A 14,658-nucleotide genomic window follows, 5' to 3' on the forward strand; every position below is an offset into this window, starting at 1 on the left:
ATCCGCATCGGCGTCGACAACAAACCGTGGTTCATCCCACCACCCTCGATCGACCCGCAGCAGCACCCCCGACCGGCGAACACCACCTTCAAAACCTGAGGACGAACCTCAGGCACAACAGAACACGGCCCAGCACCGCATCGAAGGAGACCTCGATGCGGTGCCAACAGGCCGTGACGCTTGATGAAGCTGTGCTCACAACGATCAGCGAGTCAGCACAAGCCCCGATGTCGGAACGCCCGTTCCCGCGGTCACCAGCACATTCTCGACGGAGTCGACCTGGTTGACCGAAGTACCGCGGATCTGCCGAACTCCCTCGGCGATACCGTTCATCCCGTGAATGTATGCCTCGCCGAGCTGTCCACCATGGGTGTTGATCGGAAGCTTGCCTCCGAGTTCGATTGCGCCACCGGCGATGAAGTCCTTGGCCTCTCCCCTACCACAGAAACCGAGTTCCTCGAGTTGCATCAGAACATAGGGCGTGAAGTGGTCGTAGAAGATCGCCGTCTGCATGTCCGACGGGCGCAGCCCACTTTGTGACCAGAGTTGATCGCCGACAAGGCCCATCTCCGGTAGGCCGGTCAAACCGTCGCGGTAATAGCTGGTCATGATGTATTGATCTGCCCCGCTGCCCTGTGCGGCGGCAGCGATAACGGCGGGTGTGTTCTTCAGATCTTTGGCTCGTTCTGGCGAGGTGACGACGATGGCGATGCCGCCGTCGGATTCCTGGCAGCAATCGAGGAGATGCAAAGGTTCAGCGATGAATCGCGAGTTCTGATGGTCCTCGAGGGTGATCGGTTTTCCGTAGAAGAACGCCTTCGGATTGGTGGCTGCATGCTTACGGTCCGCGACGGCGATTCGACCGAAGTCCTCGCTGGACGCTCCGTATACGTGCATGTATCGCTGCGCGACCATCGCGACAAACGATGCGGGAGTACCCAATCCGTGAGGATAGGAAAAGGCGTTGTCCGTTCCCGACGAATTGACCTGCGCAACAAGGCCGGAGTTCACCTGCCCGAAACGCGCACCCGATCGCTCGTTGAACGCGCGGTAAGCGACGACGACGTCTGCGACGCCAGTGGCGACCGCCATGGCCGCCTGCTGAATCGTCGCCGCAGCGGCACCGCCACCGTAGTGAATACGACTGAAGAACTTGAGGTTCGGGATACCCACCGAACGAGCCACTGCCACTTCGGTGTTGGTGTCCATGGTGAACGAGGTAAGACCGTCGACGTCGGCGGGTGTCAGACCGGCGTCGTCCAACGCGGCTTGAACAGCCTCGGCGGCCAGTCGCAGTTCACTGCGACCGGAGTCCTTCGAGAAATCCGTGGCTCCGATTCCGACGATCGCGGCCTTGCCGGACAATGCGCTCATTCAATGTCTCCGTTTTCAATGTCTCCATTCGAGCCCGACGTCGGAAATGCCAGTGTGACCTGCGCAGTGATGTGATCTCCCAGACTGTTCTTGCCGACCACCGCGAGCGAAACGAGATCCTCGTCGTAGGAGGTCACCGTGCCGGAGAGCGTCAAAGTGTCGTAGGCGTACCAGGGAACCCCGAGGCGGAGCTTGATCGACGTGAGTACTGCCCGCGGTCCTGCCCAGTCGGTCACGAATCGCTGCACCAGGCCGGTGTCCGTGAGGATGTTGACAAAAATGTCTTTCGAGCCGCGTTTCTGTGCGAGATCACGGTCGTGGTGAACATCTTGAAAGTCGCGGGTAGCGAGCGCTGCCGAGACCACAAACGTCGGGTCGCCGTAAATCGAGAGCTGCGGAAGAACTTCTCCCACAGTGATATCCGTCGTCAAAGTCATCGTCACTCCTTCCCCGCAGAAACCGCAGGAACCGCCGAAACCGCAGAAGCCCCAACCGGCTGCCAGGCGTACAAAGTCCAGGGAGTTTCCCCGGTCTCGTCGTCTCCGGGGAAGTCGAGGTAGATCGCCTCCACCTCCATTCCGATCGACACACTCGAGGGATCGACACCGCGCAATTCGCCGAGCATTCGCACACCCTCAGGCAGTTCGACCAGGGCAACGACGAACGGCAACGACCGACCAGGAACCTTGGGCGCGTGGTGAACGACGAAACTGAAGACCGTTCCCCGTCCTGACGCGACCACGTAGTCGGTCTGCTCCGACTTGTCCTTCCAGATCGCGGGCACGGGTGGGTGCTGCACCGAACCATCCGCACGCAGTTGAATACGCAACTCGTGTGCGGCGACACCGTCCCAGAAGAACTGTGTGTCGAGAGACGCCGTCGGGCGCAGCATCCGAGATGCGTCCAGGTCCGCAGGTACGTCAGTGGAGGGACGCTCACTTACCGGCGGCGCGAACTTCAAGATCCGGAACATCATCTCCGAGACCAGTTCTTCGCCGACCCGCCAGAAGCTGCGGGTAGTGAAGAACCACCCTTCACCAAGACCTGTCTTCTTCGGTCCCACTACGTCTTCCAACACCGAAGAGATGGTGACTTCTTCACCCGGCTTCAAATAGCGGTGGTAGATCTGATCGCAGTTGGTCGCGACGACGGACGTGAATCCGGCCTCGTCGAGAATGTCCGTCATCCGGCCCAACGGATCGTCGGCTTCTCGAATTGCCCCCAGACCGCGCATCGTCCATACCTGCGCCATCGCCGGCGGCGCGACTATTCCGTCGTGTCCGGCGGCGCGGGCGGCCGATTCGTCGACGTAGATCGGGTTCTCGTCACCGATCGCCTCGACCCAGTTGCGGATCATCGGCAAGTTCACGGGGTCCCGGCCGGCGCGAGGAGCGCTTGGCCCGTCCTCTCGAACCCGCTCGGCAGCAGTGAGAATGGGATCTGACACGATTTGTTTCCTATCTCGGAACGCGGGGAAGCTTCAGGCCGGCGGTAGCGATCAATTCGCGCATCACCTCGTTGACTCCACCGCCGAAGGTGATCACCAGGTTGCGCTTGATCTGCATGTCCAGCCACTCCATGAGATCAGCCGTTTCGGGATCGATCGGATTTCCGTACCGTCCGACGATCTCTTCCGCGAGGCGACCGACTCGCTGGATGCGTTCGGTCGCAAATACTTTGGTTGCCGAAGCGTCGGCAATGTCCACCGACTCCGAATCACTCGATGCCACTTGCCAGTTGAGCAGTTCGTTGAGGCGATACGTCGCGTGAATCTCGCCGAGCGCGCGTCGTACGTCAACGTGATCAAGCAGGTTTTCACGCTTGGCCCAATCGAAGACGTGGTCGTAAATCCCTGCGACGCGACCTGCCGGACCGAGCATGACGCGTTCGTGGTTGAGCTGCGTCGTGATCAGGCGCCAACCCTGATTCTCTTCACCCACAAGCATGTTCGCCGGAACGCGAACGTCCTCGTAGTAGGTGGCATTGACGTGATGCGCACCGTCGCAAGTGATGATCGGGGTCCAGGTGTAGCCGGGATCTTTGGTGTCCATGATCAGGATGGAGATGCCGCGGTGCCGCGAATCGGCAGACCCGGTTCGCACGGCGAGCCACACGTAATCGGCGTCATGCCCGCCGGTGGTGAAAATCTTCTGGCCGTCGACGACGTACTCGTCACCATTTCGTGCCGCCGAAGTACGCAGGGCTGCAAGGTCGGTGCCGGCTTCCGGTTCGGTGTAGCCGATCGCGAAGTGCACTTCACCGGCGAGGATCGCGGGCAGGAATTTCTGCTTCTGCTCCTCGCTGCCGTACTTCTGCAGAGTCGGACCGACGGTCTGCAACGTCACCGAAGGCAGTGGGACATCCGCCCGCACAGCCTCGTTGACAAAAATCTGCTGCTCGACTTCACCGAACCCACGTCCGCCGTACTCCACCGGCCAACCGACGCCGAGCCAACCGTCCTTGCCCATACGACGGATGACCTCACGATAGGTAGGGCCATGCCGCTCCACACGCATGATCTTGGCCTCCTCGGGCGAGATCAGCGTCGAGAAGTAGCGTCGAAGTTCAGCTTGCAATGCGCGCTGACTGTCGGTCAGATCGATGAACACCGGGCCCCCACGAGGTCGAGTCGCTGCGAAGCGCCGCCGAGCAGGCGCGCCAAGTCTTTTGCAGTCGAGTAGTAACGATGAAGCGGATACGTGACGTCGACGCCCAGACCGCCGTGCAGGTGGTGAAGCACCTGCATCGTGGCGGGTACTTCCTGGGCGATCCAGTACGCCATGACGTCGAGGTCCGACTGGGCATCCAGGCCCTCCGACACGCGCCAGGACGCCGACAACGCCGCGACGTGAAGAGTCCGCGAGGTGACATAGGCGTCGGCGATCTGCTGTGAGACCGCCTGGAACGTGGCCAGCGGCTTGCCGAATTGCTCGCGTGAGCCGACATGTGCCGCAGTGAGATCGACGGCACCGGACACCAAACCGTCTGCAACGGCTCCGATACTCGCCGTAGCGATCCGGTACAGCGTCTGGACGGCTTCCTCGCCGGCACCGAGAAGTTCACCGACTGCCTCGTCCATCGTGACTGCGAACTCCGGACTGCCGGACGCGCTGGGTGTCGGCGTCAATGCGACGCCGGCGGCGGTCGGATCGACGAGCACGACTCCGGCGTCGGTTGGCACAAGAATTCTGTGTGCGCTCGCCGCGAAAGGCACGGCAAGCACCGTCCCGCTGACGCGATACCAGTCGCCCGACTGATGGGCGGTGGTCGACGGCTGCGCCGGGAACTGCTGACCCGGCTCACCGAGCGCCGCGGTGAACACCCGTCCGGCGCTGACTCCGGTGAGCAATTCGTCCTGCTGAGCGTCGGTCCCCAGAGCAACGATGGGAAGTACGCCGAAGCCGAGGGTTGCGAGAGCCGGAATGGGAGCGGCGGCCCGGCCGACCTCGACGAGAAGAGAGCCGACGTCGGTGACGGAGAGTCCCTCGCCGCCCAGACGCTCGGGCAGTGCCAACGTGAGCAGGTCGGCTTCGGCGAATGCCGCCCAGAGCGCGTCCGGCTCCAGTTCACGGGCAAGGAGCGCGGTAGCCACCTCGGCTACCGCTTCCTGGGTTTCATCGGGAGTGAAGTCCACGCTGGCAATCCTGTCTCTGATGTAGAACGTGTTCTAGTTGTATCACCAACGTGGACATTTCTAAAGGCCTCTACTCACGCCGTCTAATCACGGGGCAGGCCCAGAATTCTCTCCGCGGCGACGGTCAACAGAATCTGCGTGGTTCCGCCGGCAATCGACAGGCATCGCGTGTTGAGGAACTCACGCGAGAGCGGACCCTCCACCCATCCGGCTGGGCCACCCAATTCCATGGCGAACTCTGCGACATTCTGACGCTGGCGCACGCCCACCAGCTTGCGGACGCTCGACGCCGGGCCCGGATCCTGACCATCCAATTGCCGCAGTGTCGTGCGCAATTCCAGCAACGAGCCCACCATGGCGGTTCCGATCAGCCCACCGAGCTTGTCTGCAACCACAGGATCGGGATCGCCCGCCAGCTCGAGCAATTCCTCCATCGCACCGCCGAGCGAAGAGCCCCCGCTCATCGCGACTCGCTCGTTGGCGAGGGTCGTTCGGGCCAGTTTCCAGCCTCCGCCGAGCTGGCCGACGACGCAGTCGTCCGGCACGAAGACGTCGTCGAGGAAGACTTCGTTGAACAGAGCATCGCCGGTGATCTCACGCAGCGGCGAGATCCGAATCCCGGCCGTCTTCATGTCGAGAAGGAAGTACGTGATGCCCTTGTGCTTAGGAACCTCGCGATCGGTTCTGGCGAGGCAGATGGCCCAGTCAGCTTCACGCGCAAGCGAAGTCCAGACTTTCTGGCCGTTCAGCTTCCAACCGCCGTCGACCTTCTCCGCGGTCGTACGCAGCGCGGCAAGATCGGAACCTGCACCAGGTTCACTGAAGAGCTGACACCAGATGATCTCGCCCTTGAGCGTCGGTGTCGCAAATCTTTCGATCTGCTCCGCACTGCCGTGCTCGAGGATGGTGGGAACTGCCCACCACCCGATCACGAGATCGGGCCGGCCGATACCGACGGCCGCCAACTCTTCCTCGATCAAAATCTGTTGCGCGGCCTTGGCGCCCCGGCCGTACGGCTTCGGCCAGTGCGGCGCAAGGTAGCCCGATTCGGCCAACGCGTTGCGCTGTTCGGATTCGGGCAGCGCCACCAATTGCGCTACCTCTTCGCGAATGTCGGACCGGTCGGATTCCAGCTCACTCAAGTCGATCTGAAGGTGACGCCGTGCGCCGCCGATCGTCAATTCAGCGACGCGTGCGCGCCAGCGGGACGATCCGCCCAGAATCTGCCGGAGCGACAGTGCTCGGCGAAGGTAGAAGTGCGCCTCGTGCTCCCAGGTGAATCCGATGCCGCCGAGCACTTGAATGCAGTCCTTCGCCGTATCGACAGCGGCGTCCAGAGACACCGCGGCCGCCACCGCCGCCGCGATCGGAAGTTCGTCGCCCGACTCGGCAGCGACCGCACCATCCCAGGCGACAGCTCCGGCATTTTCCACTCGGCACAGCATTTCGGCACAGATATGTTTGATCGCCTGGAACGAACCGATGGGCTTTCCGAATTGTTCGCGAATCTTCGCGTACTCCACCGCAGTACGCAGACTCCACGCCGCAATTCCGGCAGCTTCGGCAGCCCCAAGTACCGCCGCTAGATCGGAAACCGATCCTGGCGCAATGTCATCGAGGATTCGGTCGGCGTCGACCGTCACTCGGTCGAAGGAGACTCGCGCCAGTGGTCGCGACTTGTCGATCGTGTCGACCGCTTCGTAGGTCACACCTTCGCTGTCTCCGTCGACGAGAGCCCAGACGACACGCGAGCCTTCACCTTCCGACACCACGCCCGCCGACACGAGGACCGATACGCCCGAGTCTCCACCCCAGGCGTAACCTCCTTCGCCATGAAGCTCGATGCCGCCGGACGCATTCGCCGTTGCCGCAACTGGACTTTCGTCCAATACGACGGCACACGGCAACGCACCGTCGGCGAGCATTTCGGACCAGCGTTTGGCAGCGGGCGACGAACTACGCCCAACCACCAGAGCTGCAAGCGCAGTCGTGAGAACAGGACCCGGCACGAGTTCGATTGCCGCCTGCTCGAGCATTGCTGCGAGATCGACGATTTCCGCTCCGGCTCCGCCTACCGATTCAGGAACGGCGACCGAAAATATCCCGAGAGACGCGAACTCGGACCATTTCTCCCGCCACGAAACTGCTGGTCCACGGCGTACCATGTCCATCGGCGTGGCCGAGCGAGCCCAGGCCTCTATCGATTCCTGGACCGCCCGCTGTTCATCGGTCGTGGCGATTGTCACAACTGGTTCCCGCCTCTCGATAAGTGACACAATTGTTTAGAACGTGTTCTAATATGACACCTGGCCAAGAGTCAAGGCGCGAAGGAATTTGTCGATGACCACAACATCCCGATCCCGCTCCAACGCGGTTGCTTCTGCAACGCTCGGGGACGACGATCTCAGCTCCAACGCGCAACGTGAACGCCGCAAGCGGATTCTCGACGCAACCCTCGCCCTGGCGTCCAAGGGTGGCTACGAGGCTGTTCAAATGCGCGCCGTGGCCGAGCGCGCCGACGTCGCAGTCGGAACGCTCTATCGCTACTTCCCGTCCAAGGTTCACCTGTTGGTGTCCGCTCTGGCACGCGAATTCGAGAAGATCGATTCCAAGGGCAAGATCCCACCTGGAACCAGCCCGCTCGAGCGGATGCAGCTGATCCTCAGCCTCATCACCCGCGCGATGCAGCGCGATCCGCTCCTCACCGAAGCCATGACTCGCGCGTTCATGTTCGCCGATGCCTCCGCAGCGGCAGAGGTCGATCAGGTGGGCCAGTTGATGGACCGCCTCTTCGCACGAGCGATGACCGAAGAGGAGCCGACCGAAGAGCAGTTGGCAATCGCGCGCGTGATCTCCGATGTGTGGCTGTCCAATTTGGTGGCCTGGCTCACGCGACGTTCTTCGGCTACCGATGTCGCCAATCGACTGGAATTGACGGTTGAACTGCTGCTCGGTGATGGAACACGGAAACCCGAATAGACATCCTTTGTCGCATCTGTCATTTTTGCACTGATCTGGCAGAAACGTATCGAGCCAGGAGTCGCTGCATCACCTAGATTTGAAGAGGTGAGCGCACAAGATCTGTCCATCGAACTCCGCCGAGCGCTGTCGGGCGTGGCACGCACGCCGCGTCTGCTCGTAGCCTCCGACTACGACGGGACGATGGCACCCATAGTCGCCAACCCGGACAAGGCGTATCCCCGCGCGGAAACGGTGCGTGCGCTCCGCTCCCTCGCCAGCCTGGCGTCGACGACTGCTGCCGTGATCTCGGGCCGCGCCCTCAAGGATCTGGCGGCGCTGTCCCGGCTTCCCGCCGAAGTGCAATTGGTCGGCAGCCACGGCTCCGAGTTCGACATCGGATTCGTTCACGCGATCGACGCCGACGCCAGGAAACTGCTCGACGAGATCGTCACCGAGTTAGGCCGAATCGCCGCCGACACCCCCGGCGCAACTGTGGAGAAGAAGCCCGCCAGCGTCGCCTTGCACGTACGCAACACCAGTGCCGACGACGCCGAGAAGGCGCTCATCGCCGTTCGCACCGAATCGGCACTCTGGCCGGGCGTTCAGGTCACCGAGGGTAAGTCGGTGGTCGAGTTGGCGGTCATAGCCACCGACAAGGGCCACGCACTCGACTTGATCCGCCATCAGGACGGCGCTACCGCTGCCGTCTTCATCGGGGACGACGTGACCGACGAAAAGGCGTTCAGCAGGCTGCAGGGGCCGGACATCGGAATCAAGGTCGGCAGCGGGGACACCGTCGCCGACTATCGCGTCGACAGCACCGAGGATGTCGCTGCTGCTCTGGCGTTCCTGCTCGACGAGCGTCGTACGTGGCTTTCCGGTGCCGACGCTCCGCCCATCGAGCGACTCTCGATGCTCGCCAGTCCGCGGACCGTCGCTTTGGTGACCCCGGATGCGACGCTGACCTGGTTGTGTCACCCGGAACCGGATTCAGCGGCCGTCTTCGCACACCTTCTCGGCGGAACCGGGGCCGGCCACTTCTCGGTCGGGCCTCGACGCACAGCCTTGCCGCTGAGCCAGAAGTACATCGACAGCACGATGACCGTTCAGACCCGCTGGGCGAGCCTGTCCGTCACCGACTACCTCCCCCACGACGTCCCGCAGGGGCGAACCGACCTGACCCGCATCATTTCCGGTCAGGCCGACGCGATCGTCTCGTTTGCACCCCGTCCCGAGTTCGGCCAGGGTCAGGTCACGCTCGAGGTCGTCGACGAGGGCATTCGAGTCCTCGGCACCAACGAGCCGTACGTGCTCCGCTCCCCTGGTGTGCTGTGGAACATCGCCACCGACGGAAACCAGCAGACTGCCCACGCCATCGTCGAGCCGTCCAAGGGTGACGTCGTACTCGAATTGCGCTGCGGAACAGAAGAAATCGGCCCTTCCGAAGTTCCGGAACTCGAGCGTCGAGCGACTTCGGAGGCGTACTGGTCCGATTGGGCCAAGACGCTCGAACTGCCGAAGCTGAAGCCGGACTTGATGAAACGCTCGGCGCTGACCTTGCGCGGGCTGGTTCATGCCGATTCAGGTTCCATCATGGCCGCCGCCACAACATCCCTGCCGGAAGAGATCGGCGGAGTCCGCAACTGGGACTACCGCTACTGCTGGTTGCGCGATGCCGCCCTCACCGCAACAGCTCTCGTGAGCGTCGGATCCACCGATGAAGCCGAGAACTACCTCGACTGGGTCCACCGCGTGCTCGAAACGCTGCCGGGACCCGAGCGCCTGCACCCCCTCTACACGCTCTACGGGACTTCGCTACCGCCAGAGGCCGTCATCGATTCACTTCCCGGATACGCCGGCTCCAGGCCGGTCCGCGTCGGAAACGCCGCGAATCAGCAGGTTCAACTGGACGTGTTCGGCCCGATCGTCGAGCTGATCGTCGAACTGGCGAATGCACGCGAAAAGGCCGGTGCTCCCGATCCTTTGAGTGATCGCGACTGGGAACTGGTGTGCGCCATGGTCGAAGCAGTGCAGCGGCGCTGGTTCGAACCGGACCACGGCATCTGGGAAATTCGCGACAACCCGCGCCACCACGTCTATTCCAAGGTGATGGGTTGGGTCACCGTCGATCGCGCCGTCGATCTTGCTACTCGCTTTTCTCGCGAGGCTCTGCCCGAGTGGGCGGAACTGCGTGACCAGATCGCCGACGAAGTACGACACAAAGGCTGGAAGGACGACGTCCAGTCGTACACCGCGGCCTACGACGGTACCGATCTCGACGCCGCTACTCTGCACATCGGGCTGTCGGGACTGATCGATCCGACGGATCCACGCTTTGCAGCGACCGTCGTAGCCACCGAGGCTGAACTACGCAGCGGCTCAACGGTATACCGATACCATCACGACGACGGCCTGCCCGGCATCGAAGGTGGATTCCACCTCTGCGCCGCCTGGCTCGTCGAGGCCTACCTACTTATCGGACAACGCCTGCAAGCAGAGGCACTGTTCGACCAGTTGGTCGCGGCAGCGGGTCCCACCGGACTACTCGCGGAGGAGTACGACCCCATCGCGGAACGCTCGCTGGGCAACCATCCCCAGGCGTACAGCCATCTGGGATTGTTGCGGTGCGCCCAACTCCTGGCGTGAGCGCTACCCCTTGATCCGACCTGATGTTCGCCCTGCCAGTAGTTCGGTGTCGAGCATCTCGACTATCGGAACGCCGGATCCAGACGGCGACATCAGGAGCGCACCGGCGCGCCGGCCCTTCTCTTCCTGGGGCTGGCGCACCGTTGTCAGTGATTCGCGCAGCGCCTCATCGACGCCGTCGAATCCGGTGATAGACAGTTGGCCAGGTACATCGATGCCCTGCCAGCGCGCCCAGTCCAAGGCGCCGAGAGCCAGCACGTCGGTGGTGCAGACCAGTGCGGTGATCTCGGGGTTGGTCGCGAGAGCTTCCGCCGCCGCCGAGTGCCCGGACTGCGATGTGTGGACGTACCGCTCGATCACCGTGAGTGAGAGTGGGTCCATGTCGGACGCCACCATCGCGTCGCGCACTCCTTCGATGCGCTCACGCTGGACGTGGAAGTGCGGGGACTTGAGTCGTTCCTGGCTGACCACGCCGTCCATCCGGTCGCGCCCCAGCCTCATGCAGAGCACGCCGATGTCGCGGTGGCCGAGCCCGATGAGGTAATCGGCGACCTTGCGCATGGCAGCGCGGTCGTCGATGCCCACGAGGGATGCACCGGGAATCTCGCGCGGCTGGTCACACACGACGATCGGAATGTGACGCTCGAGCACGGCAGCGAGATACGGATCGTCGTCGGCCACGGAGTAGACGACAAAGCCGTCGACGCCCGCCTGCTGGACCACGGCTGCAGCATCCACCTCGTCGCGGCCGGGCCCGGCCGGGATGAGCAGCAAGCCCTGGCCGGCGTCCTCGCACGATTCCGAGAGACCGGCGAGGAAGCTCATGGCGGCCGGGTCGCGGAACGAATAACTGAGTGCTTCGGTGAGCAGGAGACCGACGGCACCGGCTTTGCGAGTTCGCAAGGAGCGGGCGACCGGATCGGGTCCGGGATATCCGCGTCGCTTGGCCGCTTGGAGCACTCGATCCCGCAGCTCGACGGAGAGCTGATCGGGTCGGTTGTACGCGTTCGAGACTGTAGTTCTCGACACATTGAGCTCGGCGGCAAGCGACGCCAAAGTGGCTTGACGGCGTGGCTGACGGGACCGGGGCATAAACGGACGTTAGCCGTAGTGCCCGCAGACGGCGCGTTGGGGCTGAACCGAAGGTGAACTACCAGCGACTATGCGCTAATGTGTAACGGTAACGGTTTCCAATAGCATTTAGCCCAGCCTTTGTTCAGGAGAAAAGCACGTGCGTTCGTCGTCGAAATTCCGCACCGCCACCGCCCTCGCGGCCGTCTCGGTCGCCGCAGCATTCGCGCTCACCGCGTGCAGCTCCAGCTCGTCGAAAGACGAAGGCATCACCGTCGTCGCATCGACGAACGTGTGGGGCGACGTCGCGCAGGCCGTCGCCGGCGACAAGCTGACCGTGACGTCGATCATCAACGAGCCGTCCGCGGACCCGCACTCGTTCGAGGCGACTCCCGCCGATGCCGCCAAGATCACCGACGCATCGCTCGTCGTCTACAACGGCGGCGGCTACGACCAGTTCATCACCGACGTCCTCGACGCGGGCAAGGGTGAGCAGAAGACGGTCAACGCCTACAACCTGCTCGACGGTGGCATCCACGCCGGCGAAACCGCGGGCGAATCGCATGACGGTCACACCCACGGCGCAGTCAACGAACACGTCTGGTTCGACATTCCGACCGTCGACGCCGTCGCACATTCGGTTGCCGATCAGCTGAGCGCTCTCGATCCGGACAACGCGGCGACCTACGAGGACAACGCGAAGGCATACAGCCAGAAGCTCGCCGGCGTCACAGCGATCACCGATTCCATCGCCGCTGCCCACGCGGGCGCACCGGTGGCGCAGACCGAGCCGATCGCGCACTACCTCCTGGTCGCAGCTGAACTGAAGGACGCAACTCCCGAAGAGTTCACCAGTGCCATCGAAGACGGCAACGATCCTTCACCGGCCGCAATCGCCGCAACGCGCCAGCTCCTCTCGGAGAAGCAAGCCCGCGCACTGGTCTACAACATCCAGACGCAGGACAAAGTGACCCAGGACATGCGCACCACAGCCGAAACCGCCGGAGTGCCCGTCGTCGAGGTTACGGAGACTCTCCCCGAGGGCCTGGACTACATTCAGTGGCAGACGCAGACCGCGGAGTCGCTCGCAAACGCCCTCTCTGCCCAGTAATTATTTGCCCCACCATTTCCGAGAAGAACCGATCGGCTTGTGACAGAAACTTCCGCGAATACTCCTGTGCCCCCTGGTAACACCGTGCCTTCTGGCAACACCGTGCCTTCTGGCAACACCGTGCCTTCTGGCAACACCGTGCCCGCTGTGACGCTGAAGGACGCTCGATTGTCCTTCGGCGCCCGCACTTTGTGGGACGGGCTCGATCTCGAGGTACAGCCAGGTGAGTTCATCGCCGTACTCGGGCCGAACGGGTCGGGCAAGACCTCGCTCCTGAAGATTCTGCTGGGCCAACTACAACTCAGCGGCGGTAGCGCCCAGATCGTCGGCACGCCGGCACGGGCCGGGAACTCACACGTCGGGTACATCCCGCAGCAGAAATCCATCGACGACGGCCTCCCGCTCCGCGGCCGCGACCTGGTCGGCCTCGGCGTCGACGGTCACCAGTGGGGTACGGGCCTACTGCGCCGGGGGCGTCGCCGCAAGATCGTCGACGACGCCATCGCACAGGTCAGCGCCCAGTCGTTTGCCGACGCTCCCATCGGTTCCATGTCCGGCGGTGAGCAGCAGCGACTGCGGATCGCACAGGCTTTGGTCGGCGACCCGCGGATCCTGCTGTGCGACGAGCCGCTGCTCAGCCTCGACCTCGCCAACCAGCACCTGGTCTCGACGCTGATCGACAAGCGTCGGCGCAGCCATGACACCGCAGTGCTGTTCGTGACGCACGAGATCAATCCGATCCTGCCGTTGGTCGATCGAGTGCTCTATCTGGTGGACGGCAAATTCCGGATCGGGACGCCGGCCGAAGTGATGACGTCCGAGGTTCTCTCGGATCTGTACAACACCGACGTCGAAGTGTTGCAGGTTCGTGGCCGCCTCGTCGTGATCGGCACCGGAGACGCCATCGACGCACTCGGCAGCGCAGGCGGACTACGCCCGGGAGAAGGCGTTCACCATTCTGATGAGGATCACCACCAGTGAGTAACAAGTTCACCGACGCGATGTCGCGGATGTTCGACGTGTCCGCCACCGTCGACCTACTGCAGTACGACTTCGTCCAACAGGCGTTGATTGCCGGTGCCATCCTCGGATTGTTGGCAGGCATCATCGGGCCGCTGATCGTGAGTCGTCAGATGTCGTTCTCGGTGCACGGAACGAGCGAGCTGTCACTGACGGGTGCATCCGCCGCACTTCTCGTCGGTGTGGGCGTCGGCTTCGGCGCCATCGTCGGATCCGTGGTCGCAGCTGTGCTGTTCGGGCTGCTCGGAGCCAAAGCGCGCGACCGAGATTCGGTGATCGGCGTGATCATGGCTTTCGGTCTCGGCCTGTCGGTGTTGTTCCTCTGGGCGTACGACGGTCGCACGGGAACCAGCTTCTCACTGTTGGTCGGACAGATCGTGGCGCCGGGAAACAGTGGTCTCGAACTTCTTCTGCTGTGCGCGGTCATCGTGATCGGCACACTCGGATTCATCTATCGCCCTTTGCTGTTCGCGAGCACCGACCCCGAAGTTGCTGCAGCTCGCGGTGTTCCGGTTCGGGCACTGTCGATCGTGTTCGCCGTGTTGGTCGGCATCACCGCAGCACTCGGCGTACAGATCGTCGGTGCGCTGCTGGTGATGTCGCTGCTGATCACCCCCGCAGCGGCCGCCGCGTACGTCACGGCAAGCCCACTCAAGGCGACAATTCTCTCCGTCGTGTTCGCCGAACTGGCAGCCGTCGGCGGCATCCTTCTCTCGCTGGCACCCGGCGTTCCCGTCTCGAGTTTCGTCACCTCGGTCTCGTTCGTGATCTACCTGATATGCCGACTCTTCGGATCCGCACGCCGCAAGAATGCGGGACGGATTCCGGCGCACGCCTGAAC

The 14,658-nt window shown here is 63.0% G+C and carries 12 protein-coding genes; 5 read left to right on the forward strand and 7 right to left on the reverse strand.

The annotated features are described in order from the left end of the window. Positions 1-204: 204 nt before the first annotated feature. The 6 genes from AC1DVN_RS28310 to AC1DVN_RS28335 all read right to left on the reverse strand — a co-directional run bounded on the left by AC1DVN_RS28310 (position 205) and on the right by AC1DVN_RS28335 (position 7,254). Positions 205-1,374 carry a lipid-transfer protein gene (locus tag AC1DVN_RS28310; RefSeq protein WP_019746856.1) on the reverse strand — a complete coding sequence of 390 codons (1,170 nt, stop codon included), beginning with the start codon at positions 1,372-1,374 and terminating at the stop codon, positions 205-207. Next, positions 1,371-1,811 (reverse strand): MaoC family dehydratase, encoded by a 441-nt coding sequence (locus AC1DVN_RS28315; RefSeq protein ID WP_256063847.1) that lies wholly within the window; start codon positions 1,809-1,811, stop codon positions 1,371-1,373. Before AC1DVN_RS28315 ends, AC1DVN_RS28310 begins: the two co-directional genes overlap by 4 nt. 2 nt (positions 1,812-1,813) lie before the next feature. Beyond that, positions 1,814-2,821, reverse strand: a complete 1,008-nt coding sequence (locus tag AC1DVN_RS28320) for a bifunctional MaoC family dehydratase N-terminal/OB-fold nucleic acid binding domain-containing protein (protein WP_477994555.1) — start codon at positions 2,819-2,821, stop codon at positions 1,814-1,816. Between the two features lie 10 nt (positions 2,822-2,831). Continuing rightward, a complete protein-coding gene (locus AC1DVN_RS28325; protein WP_477994557.1) occupies positions 2,832-3,983 on the reverse strand; it encodes an acyl-CoA dehydrogenase family protein in 1,152 nt (383 codons plus the stop codon). Continuing rightward, positions 3,968-5,008, reverse strand: a complete 1,041-nt coding sequence (locus AC1DVN_RS28330) for an acyl-CoA dehydrogenase family protein (protein WP_020968401.1) — start codon at positions 5,006-5,008, stop codon at positions 3,968-3,970. The genes AC1DVN_RS28325 and AC1DVN_RS28330 overlap by 16 nt, the downstream gene beginning before the upstream one ends. Before the next feature lie 83 nt (positions 5,009-5,091). Then, positions 5,092-7,254, reverse strand: a complete 2,163-nt coding sequence (locus tag AC1DVN_RS28335; protein ID WP_020968400.1) for an acyl-CoA dehydrogenase family protein — start codon at positions 7,252-7,254, stop codon at positions 5,092-5,094. Positions 7,255-7,348: 94 nt separating this feature from the next. Here AC1DVN_RS28335 and kstR point away from each other — a divergent pair, with 94 nt between their 5' ends. Together kstR and otsB are read left to right on the forward strand one after the other, a co-directional pair. Continuing rightward, on the forward strand, positions 7,349-7,987 hold the full coding sequence (gene kstR, locus AC1DVN_RS28340) for a cholesterol catabolism transcriptional regulator KstR (RefSeq protein WP_003945752.1): 639 nt from the start codon (positions 7,349-7,351) through the stop codon (positions 7,985-7,987). Between the two features lie 87 nt (positions 7,988-8,074). Next, on the forward strand, positions 8,075-10,615 hold the full coding sequence (gene otsB / locus AC1DVN_RS28345) for a trehalose-phosphatase (protein WP_021332371.1): 2,541 nt from the start codon (positions 8,075-8,077) through the stop codon (positions 10,613-10,615). 3 nt (positions 10,616-10,618) lie between these two features. Here the strand turns inward: otsB and AC1DVN_RS28350 are convergent, their stop codons facing one another. Beyond that, positions 10,619-11,707 carry a LacI family DNA-binding transcriptional regulator gene (locus AC1DVN_RS28350; RefSeq protein ID WP_007733995.1) on the reverse strand — a complete coding sequence of 363 codons (1,089 nt, stop codon included), beginning with the start codon at positions 11,705-11,707 and terminating at the stop codon, positions 10,619-10,621. A 139-nt stretch (positions 11,708-11,846) separates the two neighbouring features. On the opposite strand from AC1DVN_RS28350, the gene AC1DVN_RS28355 reads away from it, so the two are divergent. From AC1DVN_RS28355 to AC1DVN_RS28365, 3 genes are all read left to right on the forward strand, one after another. Then, positions 11,847-12,797: a metal ABC transporter solute-binding protein, Zn/Mn family gene (locus AC1DVN_RS28355; RefSeq protein ID WP_019746850.1), complete on the forward strand. Its 951-nt coding sequence runs from the start codon at positions 11,847-11,849 to the stop codon at positions 12,795-12,797. A gap of 138 nt (positions 12,798-12,935) precedes the next feature. Continuing rightward, entirely contained in the window at positions 12,936-13,778 is an 843-nt protein-coding gene (locus AC1DVN_RS28360) for a metal ABC transporter ATP-binding protein (protein ID WP_020723636.1), read from the forward strand. Next, positions 13,775-14,656, forward strand: coding sequence for a metal ABC transporter permease (locus tag AC1DVN_RS28365; RefSeq protein ID WP_003945811.1), 882 nt, complete (start codon positions 13,775-13,777; stop codon positions 14,654-14,656). Before AC1DVN_RS28360 ends, AC1DVN_RS28365 begins: the two co-directional genes overlap by 4 nt. Positions 14,657-14,658: the final 2 nt, after the last annotated feature.

Source organism: Rhodococcus sp. P4_E4, from assembly GCF_056401575.1.